Consider the following 21272-nt stretch of genomic DNA (forward strand, 5'->3'; position numbering starts at 1 on the left):
TATGGTGATGCGAAGTGAAAGACCAAGACTTGGCTTAATTTTACCAGCCTATAATGAAGAAATCGTTTTAGCTACGACATTAAATAAGTTAGTTCAGATTAAAACGGATTTAATTAAAAAGGGGATGGTTCGATTAGATAGCTTTATTCTGATTGTCGATGATGGCTCAACAGATACGACTTGGGATATTATATATGCGGCTCATCAGGAACATCCTAATATACTAGGTGTTAAATTATCACGTAATTTTGGTCATCAGCCAGCGCTAATTGCTGGCATGTCAGAGGGCATTAAGTTAGCCGACATCGTGATTACTCTGGACGCAGACTTACAAGATAATCCTGATATTATTAGCCGTATGGTGGCAGACTATCAGTTAGGTAATGAAATTGTATACGCTGTTCGTTCAAGTCGAGAACAAGATACGTGGTTTAAAAAATATACGGCATTAGGTTTTTATAAAACGCTCTCTATTCTCGGTGTTGAGATCATACCAAACCACGCTGATTTTCGCCTAATGAGTCGATTAGCGGTGCAAGCATTACTAAAGATGCCAGAACGACACTTATTCTTGCGTGCGATGGTACCGCTAGTAGGGTATCAGTCTAGCCAAGTGTTCTATGAAAGAGGTCGCCGGCAAGGTGGTGTATCTAAGTATCCCCTTAAGAAAATGTTGAATTTTGCACTTGACGGTATCACGAGTTTTAGTGTTCAGCCGATGCGGTACTTATTTGGCTTAGGTCTGATTGTACTCGGTGTGGCGGGTGTAGAAATTATATATACATTAGCTCAAAAAATAATTGGTAACACGCAAGCGGGTTGGTCCTCATTAATGATATCAATTTGGTTGTTAGGTGGCTTTAATTTGATTGCTATTGGTGTCGTTGGTGTATATATTGGCAAGATTTTTACTGAAGTAAAGCATCGACCGCGTTTTGAAATTGAAAGTATAACGAATGATCAGCAACATCAAGAGTTAACAAAACAGCTACGCTCATCATACTTGAATCGCTAGATACTAAAAAACGTTGTTCATATGAACAACGTTTTTCGTGTATAAAAATCATTATTTGACAAGTAAAACATTGGTTTCAGCATTTTCAGCAACATAACGTGCAGTTGATCCAATTAATAATCGTGTCAGAGCATTTGTTCCGGTTTTTCCCATAACAATCAAATCGGGATGGAATTGGTCGACAACTTGTGTTGTTAATACGAATCGAGGATCACCCTTCTCAATTAATGCATCGTAAGCCACACCTTCTGCTTTGATAAGATCAATGGCTTCGCTCACATTTTCATTGGCAGCTTTATCAAAACCGTCGCTAATTGGTTCATAAAGAATTGGACCGCCAGTATGCGCGGTGACAATAGGATACTGAATCACGGACACAATAATGATTTTAGCATCAAACTTTTTTGCTAATCCAATACCGTATTTTATAGCACGAAGTGCAGTATCACTACCATCTGTGGGAATTACAATCGTATTTATCATAGAAAACATCCTTTCCAAATCCAATTAATTGAAAGCGTTATCATTACCTACGACTAGTATACAGCGAATTGATTGAAATATAAAGCTGAGCGCTCGTAAAATGATGTTGAAATTATTTATTCTGTCGCTTCAATATCAGCCATTGCTGCCTGAGCTAACAAATTAAGATAGTTCCATGGTCGATCGAAGTTAGGCTGGAAGAAGAAATCAGACAATGCTAAGTCTTCGACCGTCATATGATTTTGGATTGCAAGTGATAATGTATTGGCGGATTGCGTGATGTCATATTTTGACATGAGTTGTCCACCAATGATACGTGAAGTGCCTTTTTCATAGACCAAGGTCATCAATACGTTCTCGGTGGTTGGCATGAACTCCGGACGATAATTATCCTCGAATGTTGTTGCAGCAGCATCAATTTGGTTCAAACGTGCATTTTCGATTGTCATACCAGTTGAACCAATGTTCCAACCGAAAAGATGTAAACCGGATGTACCTTGTGTGCCACGATATGCTAGTCTTTGTTCAGTTAAATTGTAACCGATGAGCATGCCTTGACGAACAGCATTCGTTGCCAAGGGAATATATTGGTCAGAATGGTTAGGATTGTAGTGCACGACAGTACTGTCGCCTGCAGCAAAGACATCTGGTAGGCTAGTTTGCATATACGCGTTGACCTTGATTGCACCATTTGGTAGCATGTCAACTTGTCCCTTTAGCAGGTCAGTCATTGGTTTGAAGCCGACACACATAATCACAAGATCGGCTTCGAATTCCGCACTGGCGGTTGCGACTTTCGTCACATCACCATTTTCATTAGCTTGGAATGAGGCAACATTTTCGCCAAGTGCTAATGTAACATTATGCTGACGTAACTCATCTTCTAAGACATCGGTAAACGGCTTGTCTAAGTACTTACTTAAAATACGATCAGCGCCATCAATTAATGTGACATCTTTACCAGATGAGGAAAAGGCTTCAACTAATTCAATACCAATGTAACCAGCACCAATAACGGTAATTTTTTGTGCTGACTTGGCATGAGCAATGATATCGTTAGCCTGATTAAAGTTTTTGCATAACAAAATATTATTTGAATCAATACCTTCGATTGGCGGAATAATTGGCCAAGAACCGGTTGTCATAACCAATTTATCATAAGATACTGTTTCAGTTTCACCCGTTGAAAGCGACTTGACATTGACTGACTTTGCATTAGTATCAATATTTTCAACTTCGTGTTCCATGTGAACTTCGGCACCAAGTGATGCTAGTTCTTCAGGATTTGAGTAGAATAGGCCAGAAACGTCTTTGACAACGCCGCCAACATACAAAGCAATACCACAAGATAGAAATGAGATATTATCATTTTTTTCATAGACAACAACCTCAGCATCGGGGTTGTTTTTTAAAATGCCTTTAACGGCAGCAGTTCCAGCATGAGTACAACCAACAACAATAACTTTCATCATTTTTCATCCTTTATTATATGAGATTTTAGTGGCTACTAATTTTTAGATAGTAATCACCGTATTCTTAATATATCAGGATATTGCGCACAATTGAACAAATTTGCTTGTGAATATAAGTAAGTTATTTCACAAACTAATGACGGAAAATAAATGCAGTTTGATAAATGAGTCAAAGTATATTACAATTAACCGTAATAAATTCGAGAAGGAAGAGTAGTAAGTATTTTTGTCGAACAGAGAGACTATGGTTGGTGTGAATAGTTGGCAATGACTTATGAAAACTACCTTTGTATTATGATAGGATTAGGTTGGTTTAATGACTGAAATTATCATCGGAAATTAGCCGTTATCCTAATAATATAGAGTTGTCATTTTTTAATTGACTAAATATGGGTGGTACCACGTGTCAGCGTCCCTAGATATATTGCATATCTAGGGACGCTTTTTGATTGGAAATGATGAGTAGAACGAACAGGTGAAAGTAGTATGGAGAGCAAAAAACAATTAAGTAGAGATTTATCCTCGCGTCAAATGCAAATGATTGCGCTTGGTGGAACGATTGGCGTGGGCTTGTTTATGGGGTCTGCAGCCACAATAAAATGGACCGGGCCATCTGTGTTGCTAGCATATGCTTTTGCTGGTTTTGTCCTTTATCTTATTATGCGTGCCTTGGGTGAGATGTTGTATCTTGACCCATCCACAGGTTCCTTTGCCAAGTATGGCTCCGAATATATTCATCCATTAGCTGGCTATTTAACAGCATGGAGTAATGTTTTTCAGTATTTAGTTGTGGGTATTAGTGAAGTTATCGCAGTTGGACAATATTTAGATTACTGGTGGCCAGGTGTTCCAGGGTGGATTACGGGAACCATCGTAGTGGTAACGTTGTGTATTGCTAATTTGATTTCCGTGAAGGCCTACGGTGAACTGGAATTTTGGTTTGCGTTAATTAAAGTGGTTACGATTATCTTTATGCTGATATTGGGTGCCTTGGTAATTTTGCTAGGGTTTGGCAATCATTGGCAACCGATTGGCTTTTCTAATTTGTGGTCACATGGTGGTTTCTTCACAGGTGGTGTTAAAGGATTCATTTTTGCGCTATCTATCATTATGGCTTCCTATCAAGGTGTTGAAGTCATTGGTATTACGGCAGGCGAAGCCAAAAATCCGAAAGTGACCGTGGTAAAATCAATTAAATCTATTGTAGCTAGAATTTTAATTTTCTATATTGGTGCAATTTTTGTGATTGTAACGATTTATCCGTGGAACCAATTGGATAAAGTCGGTTCTCCGTTTGTGGAAACCTTCTCACGTGTTGGCATTACAGCTGCAGCCGCAATCATTAATTTTGTTATGGTAACAGCAGCGATGTCGGGTTGTAATTCTGGTATCTTTAGTTCAAGTCGTATGTTATATACTTTAGGATTACGCAAAGAGTTGCCACAACGCTTTGTTAAGTTGTCACGCCACCGTGTCCCAACGTTACCAGTAATCGTGATGTCGGTTGGTATATTTATTGGTATGATTTTAAACGAGGTATTACCATATTTCCTAAAGGGCAGTACAAATATATTTGTGTTAGTTTATAGTTCGAGTGTGTTACCAGGAATGGTGCCTTGGTTTATTATTCTAATTAGTCAATTGAAGTTTAGACATCGTCATCTACACGAAATGGCGGATCATCCCTTTAAGATGCCGTGGTATCCTATGAGTAACTATTTTGCCCTATTATCATTGGTGATCACATTGATATTTATGTTTATTAATGATGAAACACGAGTACCATTATTAGTAGGAATTGCCTTTTTGATTATCATGTCAATCATTTATTTTGCTACACGTTCAAAGCATGAATCGGCTAATAATCATTAATACGCATAATTTTATTAAAAAAATCATATGTTTAGCGATATGCCCTTGTATAGCGTATTCTTATAAGTATAAGGAACGGATGCGAAAGGGGAAATATTATGAGTAATTTTAATATTATGCAGCGGCGCAGTAAATTAGAAAAAATATCTCATCGTTTTCACGATGTGTTAGATTTGTCAGATGATGCAATTGATTACGCACTTAGTCAATTGATATATGTTCAAAGATTAGCTTCAAATGCTGATATGGAGCAATATCGTTCGCATCTTGAATTACAATTACAGCAAAAGAAATTGATTACGAATGATTTGTCCACCGAACAATTTGTTGGTTTAATGTTAATGTTAGACTTTGAAGAAATTGCAGGTATTTGGCAAAATCCATATACCATCGATGACGGGACAACGAGTTATTACAAATAACCAACACGCAATTTAAGAAGTGATTGACGTATCTATTTCGAACATGTTACAGTAATATACGTTTAGTCGTACAGATAACATGCTACATAGCATGTCGAGAAGGAGAGGCGATTTCTATTAATTTAGAAATGGTCTCTCCTTTTTTGCGAGATAGTAAAGTTGAGGTAATTGATTTTGACAAACAACAAGCAAATGAATTTAGGATTAGCGATATTAGCGATCGGGGTGATGTCCTTTGCGGGCGTCTTGATTGAAACGGCAATGAATGTTACTTTTCCAACATTGATGCAGCAATTTAACATTGCAACAGCCGATGTCCAGTGGGTAACAACGATTTATTTATTAACGATTGCTGTCACGGTGCCATTATCTACTTATCTATTTAGGAATTATAGTATTCGAGGATTATTTATTTTTGCTAATTTAACATTTTTAATCGGATTATTAATTGATTTTCTAGCACCGTCATTCTTATTATTGCTGGCTGGTCGGTTATTGCAAGGTGTGGCAACAGGCATAGCATTACCGTTAATGTTTCATATCATCTTAGTATATGCGCCAATTAGACAACGCGGTACAATGATGGGCATTGGTACATTGACAACATCAATTGCACCAGCAATCGGCCCTACTTATGGTGGTATCTTAACGACACAACTGTCTTGGCATTTTATTTTTATTTTCTTAGTACCTGTTTTACTTTTATCGTTAGTATTAGGGTTAAAGGTTATACCTTATCATCAGGTTGAAAAAACGGGTCGGCTGGATATGGTCAGCTTATTTGGCTTAGGCTTATTATTTACGGGTACATTAATCTTTTTAAGCCAAATAGGTACTCTGTTTGGGTGGGTAGCATTAGCCTTTGCTATCTGGGGCACTTGGATTTTTTGGCACCAATCACGACATCGTGATCAAACGCTAATTAACATTAAAGTGTTGGAAAATCGAACATTTCGGCTATTTTTGTTGGGCTTTCTTGTGTGTCAGTTTTTATTATTAGGTATCTCGTTTGTATTACCTAATCTAATTCAGATTGTAAATGGAAAAAGTGCTTTTATTGCTGGGTTAGTCATGTTACCAGGTGCCACAGTAGGCGCATTACTTTCGCCGTTATCCGGTAAATTATTAGATAACTGGGGTGCTAAACGACCGATATTGTTTGGTCTAGGATTGTCCAGCTTGGGTTGGGGATTATTAACGCTTATTCTTGGTGTTAATCCATTATGGGGATTTGTGTTTAGCCATGTTGTATATATGGTGGGTTCTGGATTAGCGTACAGTAACCTTATGACAACGGGGATGAGCGCTGTTTCTGATGAAATGCGTGGCGATGGTAACGCGATTTTTAATACATTACAACAATTTTCAGGTGCAGTGGCAACATCGCTAGTTGCTACAATTATTAATGTTGTTCAAAATCACAGTCAACTAGGTTATCAAAAAGCAACAGTCTTGGGTTCACAGTTGGCACTATTTGTCTTATTCTTAGCATTGATCGTCATTTTGTGGCGTTGCTGGCTATTTTTTAGAACACCAAAAGCATCTTAACCAACAAAAAAGAACACGATATCATATCGTGTTCTTTTTTGTTAATTAAAGCGTCTCGTCTAATTTAATTAAAATCTTAGCTTGAGACTTATCATGTGTGAGTGATTCAAAACCATCAGTGACGATATTGTCTAATGCAATCTCATCAGTAATGACAGGTTCAACTTTTAGTTGTCCACTTGTAATTAAATCAACAGTTTGTTGGAATGTTTCTTTGGAGTAGGCAATCGTTGTTGTGAGCTTGACACCCGCATTCATCAATTGCATTGGATCAAATTGAATTGGACGGGCAAAGATTGAAACAATGACCATATTACCGCGAGGTTTTGTAGAAGCAATGGCCTGCTCGAATGTTGGTTGTACGCCGGCTACTTCAAAGCTAACATCAACACCACCTGGAACTAAGGCTTTGATGGCCTCAACAGCATTACTATCTGCAGGATTAATCACATCGGTTGCGCCCATTTCAAGTGCTTTTTGCAGACGAACGGCTGATAAATCTACAACGATAATTTTCGTTGCGCCTGCTGCTTTAGCTGCGGCAGCGACGAGAACACCAATTGGTCCAGCACCATAGATTGCAACTGTTTGTCCGAACTTCAGGTCACCCTCTTTAACTGCTTGAACAGCAACTGCACTTGGTTCAATAACAGCGGCAGTACGGAGATCGTAATTTTGTGGTAATGCATATAGGTTGTCTTCTGGTACATTAACAAATGATGTGAAACCACCATCTGTACTTAAGCCGATAAAACTATAGCCATCATAAACGTCAACAGTATCATCATGAATACCACGTGTCACTGTTGGGTTGATGGAAACGTGATCACCTGCTTTAAAGCGTGTGACATCACGACCAACTTCTTCAATAACACCAGAGAATTCATGACCCATAGTTAAGGGTGCTTGACCACCAGTCAATTCATCAGTCTTGTTTACTGGAATAAATACAGGGCCTTCCAAGTACTCATGTAAGTCACTACCACAAATTCCGGCCCATGCCACACGAACAACGACTTCGTTATCCTTATGTGCCTTTAACTCAACGTCTTCCACACGGATATCTTTGACACCATGCCACACAGCTGCTTTCATTAATAATGCTCCTTTAAATTATGATATAAGCATTGTAAGCCCTTCCAATTAAAAACGCAATAGTTTCTGAAAATTAAAAGATAAATCTATACGACACAGCTTAAATCAGCCTGAATGTTTTCAAAAATTAGTCATATTCGATTGCTGAATATTTTCATTTTTTAACCATAACGGACACTAAAAAGTAATAATTACTATTTAATGTTGATATTTAAATGAAGAGGTGCTATAGTATTGGTTATAGATAGTAATCATTATCATTTGGAACAAAGCGACATGCATATGTGTTTTGATCCTCATTGTGATTTATTTACATTCATTAACTTACACCCACGATTTCTATCTAAATAAAAGAACCCGCCGATGGGTTCTTTTATTTTTTCAAAAAGTAATGATTACTTTTTGTTGACTTTAAAAGTAATCATTACTATAATGATAATGTTGCGGTAAGTGATAAGTTAAAAATAATGGGAAAGAGAGTGAGCAGATGGCAGAAAGAGAAGATGTCAGCAGTGCACAGCGCCGATTACATAGTCCTAATATTAAGACACGTAAAAGAGCTTTGAAAATTATTAAAGATGCTAAGCGTCGGCAACAATAATTTGTCATATTAGCATACATAAGTTTGTTACTTAATATAGAAGGAAAGAACAATGAAGCGTAAAACATTTTATGGTGTGATTTTAGTTGCAGTGGTTGTTATTTTGGGATTAATTTTTGCTTTTGGTGGCCATAAAAAGGATGCCAATGATCAAAAAGATAAAGACCAAATTCAGGTTGTTGCCTCAGTTGATTTTTATGGCGAAGCCGCGAAAGCAGTGTTGGGCGATCATGGTAAGGTAACATCAATTATTGATAATCCTAATTTGGATCCTCATGATTATGAACCAACAGCCAAAGTTGCGAAAAACGTCGCAAAGTCTGATTTAGTCTTGTATAATGGTATAGGCTATGATTCATGGATGAAAAAATTAGCTAAAAATGGTAAAGTCAAGCAAGTCCGTGTTGGTGAAGACATCTTGAACAAAAAAGATGGTGATAACCCACACTTGTGGTACAGTACCAAGACAATGCCAGCAGTTGCTAACTACTTAGCTGAAGAATTTGGTAAGATTGAGCCAAGTCACAAAAAAGAGTTTGAAGCAAATGCTAAAAAATATATTGCTAGCTTGAAGCCAATTCAAACAACAGTTGACGAATTAAAGGCTAATAGTGATAATAAGTTAGCTGATGTCAGCGAACCAGTCTTCGATTATTCATTGCAAGAGTTGGGTTACCGTAAGAATAACAATCACTTCTCTAAGTCTGTTGAAGATGGTACTGATCCTTCACCTAAGGATATTAAGGCAATGCAAGATGACATCAAGTCTAAGAAGATTTCGTTCTTCGTGCAAAATACACAGGCAACGGATAAGACAGTTGATAGTCTTGTAAGTTTGGCTAAGAAAAATGATGTGCCGGTACTTAAGGTAACAGAAACAATGCCAAAGGGACAAAATTATAAGCAATGGATGTTATCACAATATAATCAATTGAAAAAAATACAAGAAACAGAGAAATAGTTATGAAACAGAGCGTGTTAGCTGTTAACAATCTCAATATTTCTGTTCAAGAAAGGCTCCTAATTAAGAGCCTTTCTTTTGTGATTTCTGATGGTTCATTAACTTGTATCACTGGAGATAATGGGGTTGGAAAGACAACATTAATTAAGACATTATTACGATCAGTTGAAACCAAAAATGAGCAGATTGATTTTTCAGTGAAAAAGTCTGATATACAATTAGTACCGCAATTTAGAGATATCGATGACGAATATCCTTTACGCATCCAAGATTTTGTCGCCCTCAGCTTACAAAAAGGGATGTTACCTTGGTTAAAAAAGGAAGAAAAAATACGTTTAAAGCGGGTTTTATCGGATACTAACCTAACAGATATTGCTAATGAAAGTTTAGGGCGTGCTTCTGGTGGTGAAAAGCAACGTGCCTATCTGGCACAAGCATTAATTACAGATCCACGTTTATTAATATTAGATGAAAGTACTGCCAATTTAGATAAAAAGTCACGGCATATTTTGTTGGCGTTAGTCAAAACAATTATTAAAAATAAAAGCTTGGCAGTTATTTTCATTACTCATGATCCTGAATTGGTTGATTTATTTGGTGATTATGAATTACATATTGAAAATAAAACAGGAACTTTCAAAAAATTGACGGGGGAGGATGCTGATGTTTGAATATGCTTTCATGCAATATGCATTTATTGCGAGCCTGTTTATTTCAATATTATGTGGTGTGATGGGGGTCTTTGTTGTTGCACGACGTACGGCATTTTTCACACATACACTGTCAGAAATTAGCTTCTCAGGTGCAGCTTTTGGTGTCTTTATGGGAATTTCACCCATTAGTGGTATGATTTTGTTTACAATAACGAGTGCGCTTTTTGTGGGTGTTTCTGGTAATCAAATTAGCCGACGCGAATCATCTATTAGCGTTTTCTCCGCTATTTTTATTGGTCTTGGTATTTTATTTCTATCCTTGTCTGATAAACAATCCAGCTATGCTACAAATATTTTATTTGGGAGTATTGTAGGAATTGACATTCATGGCTTGCATGAATTAATTGCATTGAGTATAGTAATTTTAGTAGTGGTCGCACTAATTTATCGTAAGCTGAAGTACACAACGTTTGATGGTGTTGGTGCGCAGTATAATTCTACGATTAATATGTATGTTTCAATTTTATTTTTGGTACTGGTTGCTTGTACAGTTAGTGTTACTGCACAAGTTGTCGGTTCATTATTAATTTTTGCTTTACTCACGATACCCGCTTCGGCAGCTAAATATTTGGCTAAAACCGTTGTTGGGATGATGATTCTAACGTTTATATTTGCTTTAATCGGTACATGGTTAGGATTATACTTGAGTTATTTGACGAATTGGCCAGTGAGTTTCTTTATTACAGCTATTGAAGGTGTGATTTATACTTTAGCTTTGACTTGGAACAAGGTAGATAATTAGAAAGGTAGGCGTGGCATGGGAATGGTGACGGAGTACGATACAGCATTAGATATTTTAAAAAAGAGTGCGTTTAAAGTGACAAAACAGCGGATGGATCTTTTAAAGTATTTGGCAACATTTGAAGAGAATTATGTGTCAGTGATTGATGTTGATCACTATATGCAAGATATTTATCCTAACGCCAGCCATGCGACGACGTATCGTAATATTAAAGAGTTTACACAGCTTGGGCTATTGGAACAACGCTTGGATAATGGACAATTATATGTTAAATTCCAGTGTGATTTTCATTCACCTCATCACGGTCATTTTATTTGTCAAAATTGTGGTCGTGTCATTAAAATTGAATCACCAATCGATGACCACCTTGAATCTCAGTTGACGGATTATGTTGTGTTGGGCTATAAATTAGAGATATATGGATTATGTAATTTATGCCGTAATGATGATCAGGTAACCGATTAATACACTGTATTGTGGTGTGGAGGTGTCATATGTCAAAGATAAAACATTATATCTTGAATAATAAAATTGGTCTTGCGATTACCTTTGTCATATTGACAATATTTATCGTGATATTAATATTATTGTTACGTATTAATGTGATTGTGAATCAGGTAGATGATTTACAGATTCGCCAATCGCCACAACCAACGGCGAAATCTTTGGCAAAAGTACCTAAGGGGACGAAGCTGATTGTACTTGATAACAAAAGTGCATGGTATAAAGTGCGTCGAGACGATAAAAATGATGACCAGACCGTCGGTTGGGTTGCAAGCTGGGTTGTACAGTCTAAGCATTTAAAGCGTAGCACGCCCTTGAGTGAGGCAACGATTCAACTAGATGCTGGTCATGGTGGCTCAGATAGTGGTGCTATTGCAAATAATGGTAAGAGTTTTGAGAAAACTTACACGCTCAAAACAGTAAAACGGGTTCAAAAATTGTTAGAACAACGCGGTGCCCGTGTTGTTCTAACGCGTGATGATGATCATTTCGTCTCGCTAGCACAACGACCAGAAATTTCTCGCAAACAAAATGTCGATGTTTTTATTTCATTTCATTTTGATTCATCAGATGAAGCTAATACGGCTTCTGGTATAACACAATATTATTATCATAAACAAAATCATTCTAAGATCATCGCGCAATATCTTTCAAAGCGTCTAAATAAGTTGCCATTAAAGAATCGTGGTGTTGACTTTGGTAATTTCCAAGTGCTACGTGATAATCAACAGCCGGCAGTATTATTAGAAAATGGTTATATCAACAATGATAAGGATTTCAGATATATACGCAGGGTCAGTTATCAGCAGCAGATTGCTAATAACGTCACAGCGGCGTTAAATGATTATTTTAATCACACTGTAGAGACGAATCCTAGATAGAACCTTATGGTGTGTTGGGCATACTTAACGATCAAATTAAATATCTGCTCCTTTTATTCAGGCGCCATGTGTTGACATTATAGCAATACATGGCGCCTGTTTTTATTTGAACACGCCTATTGATGAATATAGATTGACTAATTTATCCAAAGATAAATCATCCAATGGGATGTTGGTAGGTGCGTTTTGATGTTAATACTTCCTAATAGTAGTGACGTATTATATGATATTATTATGATTATCGTTGTAGACAACGTGCTATAGCATAAAAGGGGGAGCAGTATGGGCGTTCATTTGGGGGAGAACCTAAGATATTTGCGTAAGAAAGAAAAATTATCTCAAGAAAAATTGGGAGAGATTTTTCATGTCGGGCAACAGGCTATTGCAAATTGGGAGACTGGAAGGCGGACACCGGATGTGTTTACAATATTTCATATCGCAACGCATTTTGAAATTAATCCGACTTTGTTAGTGCATACCCAACTTAAATTAAAGTGAAGTTACGCCATTTGGGCGTAACTTTTTATTTTGCGGTTCGTTATACTCAATACTGTGTCAAAAAATGACATTTTTGAGTATATATGAAGAATCTATTGTAAATATATTTTTTACGAAAGTGAACAGGATAGAATTTTGAAAATAAAATTTACCTTTCTTGGCACGGTCTTTGCGTTGCTTGTCATGATTGGGGTTATAGCAATTAATAATACGACGATGCCAGCACCTTTACCGGTGGATGGTGCTATTTCTCTAATGGTTGGTAATACCTCAAATGATAAAACTTATCAGACACTACAAGAGATCACAAAAAAAGACAATATAAATATGTATAAGTCGTATGTGAATACTTCAGGTGAGGTTGATTACTATAATTTATCTGAATATCCTAAGAAGCATTTTTTACATAAGGTGAGTGCAAATGGGATTATCTATACTTCAGGTAAATTGAGTGATCAGTCATTAAAAGCACTAAAAACAAGGGGTATTACGGTTAGTGCGAATCAATCTTATCCTTGGTTTGTTGGTGGATTGATACAATTTAATGGGCAATTTAGGACAGTGGTAACAGTAATATTGTTTGCACTAGCATTCACTGGTATCTTTATTTTCGATGCACGATCTATGAGAGAGCGTATGATCCGTTTTGCTTTTGGTAAAAATGTTATCAATATCAATGATGTTTTATCGCCTGTTGTATTGATTATATTAATTGGTAGTGCCATGCTACTGTGTTATGCTGTAATATTTGGTCAGGGATTTCGAACGCTTAGTACCCAATTATTTATGGCATTAGTGATGACTGACATCATTATTTTTAGTAGTATGATCATTTTGTCGTTGGTGATAGTGAAATTTATGATTCATTTGGAAAAGCCATTAAACGTGATTAAGAATAAAGCCAAGGGTAAAAGTATCTTTGTTATCTGGCTTTTATTAATCTGTATCATGGTTATTGCTGTCGGTAAACTTAACGAACAGGTTCAAAGTAATAAACAACAATTAAGTGCTCAAATCAATCATTTGAAGCCTTGGTATGCACTAAAAGGCTGGCAAAAAACACAACCTTTTGATGCCGCCCAAACTTCAGAAAATGGTCAACTACATAGTAGCGGAAACAGTCAAAGGGATGTAGATTTAGTTAAAAAATTAGGCAGTCATCACTATATTTATATGACACAGTCTACAGCTAATATTGCACCATTCATGGTAGGCGATGCAAAGGATGGATTTGTTAATCAGTTGAAAAGAGACGGCATTACTGATCCAGATTTGAATCAAAAATTGTGGTATCTAAATAACACTGCCATAAATCGACAAGCGATAGATTATCCATCGCAAACATATCCCTATCATATGAATAAAGCAGCAACAATATATATCCCCAAACGGTATCAAAATAAGCAACAGTCCTTAATTAATACTGTCTACGTTGAACAATTAAAATATTATAATTTCTCAAAAGATGATATTGAAATCAAGGTTATTCCTGAAAGCCAAATGGTTTTTTTGTATAACGAAAATGCAGTTCGTTTTTCAGGTAGTGTAGACGACTTATCTAAAAGTTACGGTAGTCTACGTAATCAGATTTTAGTTCGGCTAAACGATCGTCTATTGTTAGAACATAATGCCGCAACTTTTGCCAACAATATCTTAAATACAAAAGGCATTTTGAGTCCGCAAGCAATTAAAATGATTAGTCAAGAACAGGACCATTTAACGAGTAGCACGGTGGAACCGTATCAGGCAGTTATTTTGAATATTAAAGATTTAAAAAATCAACTGCTAATTGCAAATATATTACAGGTAGTGATGTTTAGTGCAGTCATTATTAGTGTGACAGCGTATATTATCACGATTTATAAATTTGAGTTACTCACAATAGTCAAGAAGAAAATGATTGGCACAACGATAATTACAACCTACATACCTTATTTGTGGCCGTTAATGCTAACAGTGGGTATTGCGACTTTGGTCATAGCTACATTCGAGAGACAAAAAATGCTCGCAATTATAACATTTGTGATTATCATAATTCTGGAAATCATGACAACAACTATTTTTAATCAAAAAATCAGAAATAATTACACCACGCTTCTTAAAGGAAATGACATATGATTACTATTCAATCTCTTAGCAAAAAGTTTAATCATAAAACGGTTTATGAAAACGTTGAATTGTCTTTTGAGCCTAATAAATCATATGCATTGGTTGGACAATCTGGATCAGGAAAAACAACTTTATTAAATGCAATTGGTAGATTAGATCGCCCCACTAGCGGGAAAATTACAATTGACGATGAAGATATATGGCAGATTAAAGAAAAACGCTTTTTTAAAAATTATTTGGGTTACGTCTTTCAGAACTATGCCTTACTTGATAATAAAACGGTTTTACAAAATTTAAAATTAGTCAATAAAGACAGCCAACAGATCAGCCAATCTTTAGAACAAGTTGGATTAGATAACACCTATTTAAAATCAAAAATTTATGAATTGTCTGGAGGACAAGCCCAACGTGTTGCAATTGCACGAATGATTTTAAAGGAAAAGAAGATTATTTTAGCGGATGAGCCGACGGGCGCTCTGGATGAGAAAACAGGCGCAGAAATAATTGATATCTTATTGAATCAAGTCAGTCAAGAAACGTATGTCATTATCGCAACACACGATTCAAATGTTTATTCACGTGTTGATGAAGTAATCGATGTTACGAATTTATAGAGGATTAAGTCATGAAAAAATGGTTAATAGGTATTATAGGACTTCTGGTTATTTTAACGATTAGTATTGTTGGATTCAATATTTATCATCGTTTAACGACGTATTCACCTGGAAAAACGTCAGATAATCCGACAGTTTACTTATCTTTGGGAACGCTCACCAATGACGAAACTAAAATTTGGCAATACGTGGTAAATGCTGACGAGGTAAAAAATCTGGGTGGTAACCAGTATGAAATTACGGTGCAACAATTTAATAGCGTCCAACAGTTAGAATCTGCCTTGAAATCCCAAGATGTTTTCTTTGGCATTGGCTTAACGCAACAAAATATTGATACTGTTAATCATAATCCAAGTGTTGTCGCAAAAGGTAAGACCGGCATCGTACCTTTGGCATCAACACATGATGAATTTAAGGGGTTAACAGGTTATAAGGGATTAAAGCAAGGCGGCTTGATAACGAGTGCGGTTTGTCAATATGAGGCGTATGATGGTCCGGATAAGCAAAAAATGTTTGTTGATAAGATAATTAATATTTATAATAATCAATCAAATCAGGCATGGATCACAAAAAATTATCCAAATTATCAATAATCGGATGAGTTACTATATCTATGAATAACAACATTATTTAGTGTGAATGGGTTGTATATTCCCAAAATTACTATTAATAAAAAATATCTTTAAGTTAAGTATGTGATTCTAGCTATGAAGATATTTTTTATTTTAACTTTTAATGACTACATATTGATAAATTCCTGGATCAGTAAACTGAGTATGGTATAGTAAAAATATTAATCACTACAGTTTATTGGAGAAAGTATGATTGATGATATTATTGAACGTCCGGTTGTCGCCATTGATAATGTGATTTGGACATATCAAGAAGAAACTAAAAAAATACAAATTCTATTAGTCAAAAAAAGTGAAGCACCTTTTAAAAATTATTGGGGATTACCAGAGACATTTCTACGTGTTACTGAAGATGCTGATGAGGCAGCACTACGCTTAATTCGAGATAAAATTGGTATTCAATTGACAAAATTTCATACAGAGCAATTGAAGACGTTTACCAATCGAAATCGCTTTGTGAATAATGCTGTTCGTCATCTTTCATTAGCCTACATGACATTTTTACCTGGCGCACCAAAATTAGTACCTGGATATGGTGCTAAGGATGCCCGTTGGTTTGATGTGAGTTTTGCTAATGATGATAATTATAACCTCATTTACGGGCAATACCGTTTTGAGACGGTATCTGAATATACCAATGATGAACAATTCTACGCTCAAAATAAACATGATTTACCGGAAAATCAGCGTTTAGCTTTTGATCATCGATTAATTTTGAAAGAAGCTTTTATTCGGGTTCGCAATAAGTTAGATTATGCACCATCTATTTTGCACATTTTGGGTCATCATTTTACGCTACGGACAGCTAGAGAAGTGTATGCGGTTTTCTTACGTGTGTCTTATCAAGAAATTGATAATTCGAATTTTCGTAAAACACATGCGCATATTTTTGAAGAAGTGGGTATTGAACCGACAGGAATGAAGGGGAGACCAGCAAAGCTTTACCGATTGAAGCGTTAAGTTTTGACTAATAGTATAGAAACGACTATACTTTACTATTAAAAGTAAATAATACCTAAAAAATGAATTGCAATAGCACAATTCACTAGGAGTTAATAAAAATGAATTTATCAATGGTGATGGACCTTTATGAGTTATCAATGGCCAACGGTTTCCAGCAATCACTAGCTGGAGATGAGGGTGTTTTTGACGTGTTCTATCGTAAGGTACCAGATGACGGAGATTTTGTTATTTCAGCAGGATTAGAATCTGTCATAACAGCTGTTCGCGATTTTCACTTTGATGCGGATGATATTCAATATATTAAAAATTTAAATCTTTTCACGCCCTCTTTTATTGATATGCTGATTAATTTTAAGTTCACGGGTGATATTTCAGCAATTCCAGAAGGAATACCAGTTTTACCTCGTGAACCTTTATTGACCGTAAGTGGACCACTTGAACAAGTACAACTCTTAGAAACAATTATTTTAAATTTGATTAACTATCAATCATTAATTGCGACTAAAGCACATCGGATTACGAGTGCTGCTCAAGGAAGAGCGGTGATGGAATTTGGTTCCCGTCGTGCACAAGGACCTTCGGCTGCCGTTTTGGGTGCGCGCGCCGCTATTATTGGTGGATGCAGTAGCACGTCAAATGTTTTGGCTGCTAAACAATATGGCTTGCCTATTTCAGGAACAATGGCACACAGCTGGATTCAAGCTTTTCCTGATGAACTCACTGCATTTAAAAAATGGGCTGAGATTTATCCTGATAATTGCTTATTGCTGATTGATACGTATGATGTTTTAAGTTCTGGCTTGCCACATGCGATTCAAGTTTTTAAACAATTAGCAGCCGATGGCCACCAGCCAATCGGTGTTCGGATTGATTCTGGCGATATTGCCGCATTGGCACGCGAGGTGCGTCAAGTTTTGGATCAGGCTGGTTTGCATAAAGTTAAAATTACAGCATCAAGTGCCTTGGATGAACATATTATTCACGACATGATCAATGATGATGTGCCGTTAGATAGTTTTGGTGTTGGCGAGAAATTGATTACTAGTGCAACATCGCCCGTATTAAGTGGTGTGTTCAAATTGTCTGCCATCAGGCGTCATGGAGAAGTGATACCTAAAATTAAAATTAGTGGTACAGCTAGTAAAGTGACATTACCTGGAGAAAAGTTGACGTACCGATTGTACGATCGTGTAACACAGCAAATGGTTGGCGATCTTATTGCACTTAAGCATGAACAGGTGATGGATACAATTATTGGACAGAGAATCAATGGCAAAGTTCAATCTCAAGAAGAAACACTAACGCATTTTATTGCGATACCATTGCAACAACAAGTATTTAATCAAGGGCAAGTTGTGTATGAAAGCCCTGACGTTTTGCATATTCAACAGGTTAAAAATAAAAATGTAACGGCGATTACCCAAACATTAGCAGAACGAACAGATTATCCAGTTTATATTTCAAAAGCGTTAGCGCAGCTACAAGCAGAATTATTAAATCATAATGAATCATAAAAAAAGGCGAACAAATTTAAATTTGTTCGCCTTTTTTATTACTTTTAACGGGTATGAGCAGCTAGTACCCAACGTTTGCGTGTTTCCAATAAGACTAAAGGTAGGAAAATGGCAATCGTACAGATGACCCAAGCCTGTCCATCTAAAGTTGTTAATGATAACGCCTCTCTTAAGATAGGTATGATAGCAGTAGATATCATGATGATAACTGCCACAATAACTGCAATATTTAAGCGGATATTACGAGCGATTGCGCTTAAAGTCAAGGGTGCTCTTGTTTTAATAGCATATATATCAATAATCGATCCGAGACCGAGAACTAAGAAGCTCATCGTTTGGCTGACAGCTAGGCTATAACCTAACATATCTGTTATCACATAGAGTATGAGTAGAATAAATGTATACGCTGTTGCTCTAAAAGCTAACCGGTGACCTAATCCGCCACCAAATACAGACTGATTGCGAAGTGGTGGAGCATCGAGAATGTTTTTTTCGGGTTGTTCGTAGGCAAGGAAAAAGCCAGGAATACCGTCTGCCAAAATATTGATGACTAACAGTTGTGTTGCTGTTAGTAGTGGTGATTGTGTGATAAATGTCATAATTAACATCAATAAAATTTGAGCAAAGTTTACACCAACTAGAAACTCAGTCGCTTTCATAATATTATTATGAATACCACGGCCACCGGCAATAGCCGGTACAATAGTCGTGAAATTATCATCCATTAAAATAACATCCGAGGCTTCTTTAGCAACATCAGTACCAGTCTGTTCCATTGCAATACCGACATTGGCTTGTTTTAAGGCTGGGGCATCATTGACACCATCCCCAGTCATTGCCACAGTATGCCCCCGCTCTTGCAACAAACGTACGAGTCGAATTTTATCTTGGGGTGTAACACGTGCAAAAACAGTTGCTTTCGTGAGTCGCTGACTCAGCGCTTGATCTGAAAGGTCGCTGATATCTTGGCCTGTTAATGCGAGATCACCGTTTCGATAAATATGTAGCTGTTTAGCGATGGCAATTGCTGTTTTAACGTGATCGCCCGTAATCATAATCGTGCGAATACCAGCTTGATGGAATTGCTGAATAGCTTCAGCAACACCTGATTTCGGTGGATCCATAATACCAATCATAGCGGTTAGTGGCAAACCTTGAAGATAATCACGCCAATCACTGTCTCGTGGAATACGTCGTGCGCTCAAGGCTAAAATACGTTGACCTTGACGACTCCATTCATTGATGAGTTGTTCAGGCAAAATATTTTGACGGAGCGGAACACTTTCTGGTGCCCCTTTAACAAGTAGTAAATTTTCTTCATCGTTTAGTTGATGAATGGTGACCATATATTTATGTGCCGAATCAAAAGGCAATTCGGCAATTCGAGGATAAGTGATTTCCAAGTCTTGTCGTTTTAAATGATGTTCAGCAGCTAACTTCAAAATAGATTGTTCAGTGGCATCTCCTAAAATTTGCTCATCTTGAAAAACGGCATCAGTATTGAGTAATAAATATTGTAACGCGCTATTTTGAGAAAGATCATTTTGAAGTGAAATATTACCATCAGATACAGTCCAAAAATTAACAATGGTCATTTTATTTTGTGTTAGGGTACCGGTTTTATCGGAACAAATAATATCAATATTACCAACTGTTTCCACAGCGCTAACTCTTGTAACAAGTGCTTGACGCCGAGCAATTCGTGTAATACCAACAGCAAAACTAATCGTAACAATGACTGGTAATGTTTCTGGAACAGCTGCTACGGCAAGGGCGATTCCTGCTAATAATGCTTCGGTAAAGCTCTCTTGATAAATCTGTAGTAACACAACAATTGCAATACCAGATATTAAGGCAATAACGCTAAGATAACGAATCAATTGATTCATTTTTTTGTTCAAATTAGTCTCTTGCACAGTATTCTCAGATAAGCTTTCTGCAATATTACCAATTTGAGTTGACATACCAGTCGCTGTTACCTTTGCTAAAGCAGAACCACTAACAATGTGTGTTCCTGAATAAATGTCATCAGTGACTGCTTTAGTCACTGATTCACTTTCACCAGTTAGAATAGATTCATCAACGTTAAAGTTCTCTGCTTTGACTAATACAGCATCGGCAGATATTTTATCGCCAGCTTTCAATGACAAAATATCACCGGGAACGATATTTTCAGCTGAGATTTTGATTGTTTGAGGCATAGCATCCGCTGTTGCACGGCGTAATACCAGAACTTCTTGAATACTAAATTCTTGTAAGCTGGCTAACGATACAGCGGCTGCGTGTTCTTGATACATGCCCAGACCGATATTGAGGAGTAAAACACCGGCAATGACAATCACCTCAAGCCACTGTCCATGGCCTGCAAGAACCATATAAAACGATAAAATCAGTGCAAAAAGCAAGACCAGAGAAGGGAGTTCACGAACGTGCTTGACTATTTTATGAACTATAGATTCAGGTGGTGCTTCATTTAAGCGATTGGGGCCAAATTGTATCAGTGCTTGTTTGGCTTGGTTATCTGTAAGTGCTTCATATTTCAAAAGTACAGTCCTCCTTTTACCATCATCTTGCTTTCAGTGTAACAATGTCTACTGATATACGTCCAGAAAAAGGGTTGGGCAATAAAAAAA

Annotated in this window: 20 protein-coding genes and 1 other annotated feature; of the genes, 16 read left to right on the forward strand and 4 right to left on the reverse strand. The window is 36.8% G+C overall.

Going from position 1 to position 21272, the window contains the following annotated elements; genetic code table 11:
• Position 1 precedes the first annotated feature (1 nt).
• The gene (locus tag C5L23_RS03165; RefSeq protein WP_010007400.1) at positions 2-1015 is read left to right on the forward strand and encodes a glycosyltransferase family 2 protein; all 1014 of its coding nucleotides are present in this window, start codon (positions 2-4) and stop codon (positions 1013-1015) included.
• Between the two features lie 51 nt (positions 1016-1066).
• On the opposite strand, the gene C5L23_RS03170 is transcribed toward C5L23_RS03165, so the two are convergent.
• A complete protein-coding gene (locus C5L23_RS03170; protein WP_010007398.1) occupies positions 1067-1498 on the reverse strand; it encodes a universal stress protein in 432 nt (143 codons plus the stop codon).
• A 116-nt stretch (positions 1499-1614) separates the two neighbouring features.
• Positions 1615-2967, reverse strand: coding sequence for an FAD-dependent oxidoreductase (locus C5L23_RS03175; RefSeq protein WP_010007396.1), 1353 nt, complete (start codon positions 2965-2967; stop codon positions 1615-1617).
• A 195-nt stretch (positions 2968-3162) separates the two neighbouring features.
• Positions 3163-3390: a binding site (T-box leader), on the forward strand.
• Between the two features lie 66 nt (positions 3391-3456).
• Here C5L23_RS03175 and C5L23_RS03180 point away from each other — a divergent pair.
• The 3 genes from C5L23_RS03180 (at position 3457) to C5L23_RS03190 (ending at position 6812) form a co-directional block, all read left to right on the forward strand.
• Positions 3457-4842, forward strand: coding sequence for an amino acid permease (locus C5L23_RS03180; RefSeq protein ID WP_010007395.1), 1386 nt, complete (start codon positions 3457-3459; stop codon positions 4840-4842).
• 98 nt (positions 4843-4940) lie between these two features.
• On the forward strand, positions 4941-5264 hold the full coding sequence (locus C5L23_RS03185; protein WP_010007394.1) for a hypothetical protein: 324 nt from the start codon (positions 4941-4943) through the stop codon (positions 5262-5264).
• A gap of 192 nt (positions 5265-5456) precedes the next feature.
• Positions 5457-6812: an MFS transporter gene (locus C5L23_RS03190; RefSeq protein ID WP_033192905.1), complete on the forward strand. Its 1356-nt coding sequence runs from the start codon at positions 5457-5459 to the stop codon at positions 6810-6812.
• 45 nt (positions 6813-6857) lie between these two features.
• Here C5L23_RS03190 and C5L23_RS03195 read toward each other — a convergent pair whose 3' ends face one another.
• Positions 6858-7907: a 2,3-butanediol dehydrogenase gene (locus C5L23_RS03195; RefSeq protein ID WP_010007389.1), complete on the reverse strand. Its 1050-nt coding sequence runs from the start codon at positions 7905-7907 to the stop codon at positions 6858-6860.
• Positions 7908-8394: 487 nt separating this feature from the next.
• On the opposite strand from C5L23_RS03195, the gene C5L23_RS08495 reads away from it, so the two are divergent.
• The 12 genes from C5L23_RS08495 (at position 8395) to C5L23_RS03250 (ending at position 18639) form a co-directional block, all read left to right on the forward strand.
• Positions 8395-8508, forward strand: a complete 114-nt coding sequence (locus C5L23_RS08495) for a putative metal homeostasis protein (RefSeq protein WP_010007388.1) — start codon at positions 8395-8397, stop codon at positions 8506-8508.
• Between the two features lie 52 nt (positions 8509-8560).
• Complete coding sequence (locus C5L23_RS03200; RefSeq protein ID WP_133264279.1) at positions 8561-9469, forward strand: metal ABC transporter solute-binding protein; 909 nt, start codon at positions 8561-8563, stop codon at positions 9467-9469.
• Between the two features lie 2 nt (positions 9470-9471).
• Positions 9472-10140, forward strand: coding sequence for a metal ABC transporter ATP-binding protein (locus C5L23_RS03205; protein WP_133264280.1), 669 nt, complete (start codon positions 9472-9474; stop codon positions 10138-10140).
• Positions 10133-10924: a metal ABC transporter permease gene (locus tag C5L23_RS03210; RefSeq protein ID WP_010007385.1), complete on the forward strand. Its 792-nt coding sequence runs from the start codon at positions 10133-10135 to the stop codon at positions 10922-10924. The genes C5L23_RS03205 and C5L23_RS03210 overlap by 8 nt, the downstream gene beginning before the upstream one ends.
• A gap of 21 nt (positions 10925-10945) precedes the next feature.
• Entirely contained in the window at positions 10946-11389 is a 444-nt protein-coding gene (locus C5L23_RS03215) for a Fur family transcriptional regulator (RefSeq protein ID WP_010007383.1), read from the forward strand.
• A 29-nt stretch (positions 11390-11418) separates the two neighbouring features.
• The gene (locus C5L23_RS03220; protein WP_010007382.1) at positions 11419-12309 is read left to right on the forward strand and encodes an N-acetylmuramoyl-L-alanine amidase family protein; all 891 of its coding nucleotides are present in this window, start codon (positions 11419-11421) and stop codon (positions 12307-12309) included.
• 282 nt (positions 12310-12591) lie between these two features.
• Positions 12592-12807, forward strand: a complete 216-nt coding sequence (locus C5L23_RS03225; protein WP_133264282.1) for a helix-turn-helix domain-containing protein — start codon at positions 12592-12594, stop codon at positions 12805-12807.
• A gap of 135 nt (positions 12808-12942) precedes the next feature.
• Complete coding sequence (locus tag C5L23_RS03230; RefSeq protein ID WP_133264283.1) at positions 12943-14925, forward strand: hypothetical protein; 1983 nt, start codon at positions 12943-12945, stop codon at positions 14923-14925.
• A complete protein-coding gene (locus tag C5L23_RS03235) occupies positions 14922-15530 on the forward strand; it encodes an ATP-binding cassette domain-containing protein (RefSeq protein ID WP_010007380.1) in 609 nt (202 codons plus the stop codon). The genes C5L23_RS03230 and C5L23_RS03235 overlap by 4 nt, the downstream gene beginning before the upstream one ends.
• A gap of 11 nt (positions 15531-15541) precedes the next feature.
• Positions 15542-16123: a hypothetical protein gene (locus C5L23_RS03240; protein ID WP_010007379.1), complete on the forward strand. Its 582-nt coding sequence runs from the start codon at positions 15542-15544 to the stop codon at positions 16121-16123.
• Between the two features lie 228 nt (positions 16124-16351).
• Positions 16352-17122: an NUDIX hydrolase gene (locus C5L23_RS03245; RefSeq protein WP_133264284.1), complete on the forward strand. Its 771-nt coding sequence runs from the start codon at positions 16352-16354 to the stop codon at positions 17120-17122.
• Positions 17123-17223: 101 nt separating this feature from the next.
• Positions 17224-18639 (forward strand): nicotinate phosphoribosyltransferase, encoded by a 1416-nt coding sequence (locus C5L23_RS03250; RefSeq protein WP_010007376.1) that lies wholly within the window; start codon positions 17224-17226, stop codon positions 18637-18639.
• 44 nt (positions 18640-18683) lie between these two features.
• Here C5L23_RS03250 and C5L23_RS03255 read toward each other — a convergent pair whose 3' ends face one another.
• Positions 18684-21182 (reverse strand): cation-translocating P-type ATPase, encoded by a 2499-nt coding sequence (locus C5L23_RS03255; protein ID WP_133264285.1) that lies wholly within the window; start codon positions 21180-21182, stop codon positions 18684-18686.
• Positions 21183-21272: the final 90 nt, after the last annotated feature.

This window comes from Leuconostoc fallax, assembly GCF_004354645.1.
Lineage (GTDB): Bacteria > Bacillota > Bacilli > Lactobacillales > Lactobacillaceae > Leuconostoc_B > Leuconostoc_B fallax.

What these genes read in the sequence shown, in the direction of transcription:
- C5L23_RS03165 (WP_010007400.1), top strand. Translation starts at nt 2, where the DNA reads ATGGTGATGCGAAGTGAAAGACCAAGACTTGGCTTAATTTTACCAGCC.
- C5L23_RS03170 (WP_010007398.1), bottom strand. Translation starts at nt 1,498, where the DNA reads ATGATAAATACGATTGTAATTCCCACAGATGGTAGTGATACTGCACTT.
- C5L23_RS03175 (WP_010007396.1), bottom strand. Translation starts at nt 2,967, where the DNA reads ATGAAAGTTATTGTTGTTGGTTGTACTCATGCTGGAACTGCTGCCGTT.
- C5L23_RS03180 (WP_010007395.1), top strand. Translation starts at nt 3,457, where the DNA reads ATGGAGAGCAAAAAACAATTAAGTAGAGATTTATCCTCGCGTCAAATG.
- C5L23_RS03185 (WP_010007394.1), top strand. Translation starts at nt 4,941, where the DNA reads ATGAGTAATTTTAATATTATGCAGCGGCGCAGTAAATTAGAAAAAATA.
- C5L23_RS03190 (WP_033192905.1), top strand. Translation starts at nt 5,457, where the DNA reads ATGAATTTAGGATTAGCGATATTAGCGATCGGGGTGATGTCCTTTGCG.
- C5L23_RS03195 (WP_010007389.1), bottom strand. Translation starts at nt 7,907, where the DNA reads ATGAAAGCAGCTGTGTGGCATGGTGTCAAAGATATCCGTGTGGAAGAC.
- C5L23_RS08495 (WP_010007388.1), top strand. Translation starts at nt 8,395, where the DNA reads ATGGCAGAAAGAGAAGATGTCAGCAGTGCACAGCGCCGATTACATAGT.
- C5L23_RS03200 (WP_133264279.1), top strand. Translation starts at nt 8,561, where the DNA reads ATGAAGCGTAAAACATTTTATGGTGTGATTTTAGTTGCAGTGGTTGTT.
- C5L23_RS03205 (WP_133264280.1), top strand. Translation starts at nt 9,472, where the DNA reads ATGAAACAGAGCGTGTTAGCTGTTAACAATCTCAATATTTCTGTTCAA.
- C5L23_RS03210 (WP_010007385.1), top strand. Translation starts at nt 10,133, where the DNA reads ATGTTTGAATATGCTTTCATGCAATATGCATTTATTGCGAGCCTGTTT.
- C5L23_RS03215 (WP_010007383.1), top strand. Translation starts at nt 10,946, where the DNA reads ATGGTGACGGAGTACGATACAGCATTAGATATTTTAAAAAAGAGTGCG.
- C5L23_RS03220 (WP_010007382.1), top strand. Translation starts at nt 11,419, where the DNA reads ATGTCAAAGATAAAACATTATATCTTGAATAATAAAATTGGTCTTGCG.
- C5L23_RS03225 (WP_133264282.1), top strand. Translation starts at nt 12,592, where the DNA reads ATGGGCGTTCATTTGGGGGAGAACCTAAGATATTTGCGTAAGAAAGAA.
- C5L23_RS03235 (WP_010007380.1), top strand. Translation starts at nt 14,922, where the DNA reads ATGATTACTATTCAATCTCTTAGCAAAAAGTTTAATCATAAAACGGTT.
- C5L23_RS03240 (WP_010007379.1), top strand. Translation starts at nt 15,542, where the DNA reads ATGAAAAAATGGTTAATAGGTATTATAGGACTTCTGGTTATTTTAACG.
- C5L23_RS03245 (WP_133264284.1), top strand. Translation starts at nt 16,352, where the DNA reads ATGATTGATGATATTATTGAACGTCCGGTTGTCGCCATTGATAATGTG.
- C5L23_RS03250 (WP_010007376.1), top strand. Translation starts at nt 17,224, where the DNA reads ATGAATTTATCAATGGTGATGGACCTTTATGAGTTATCAATGGCCAAC.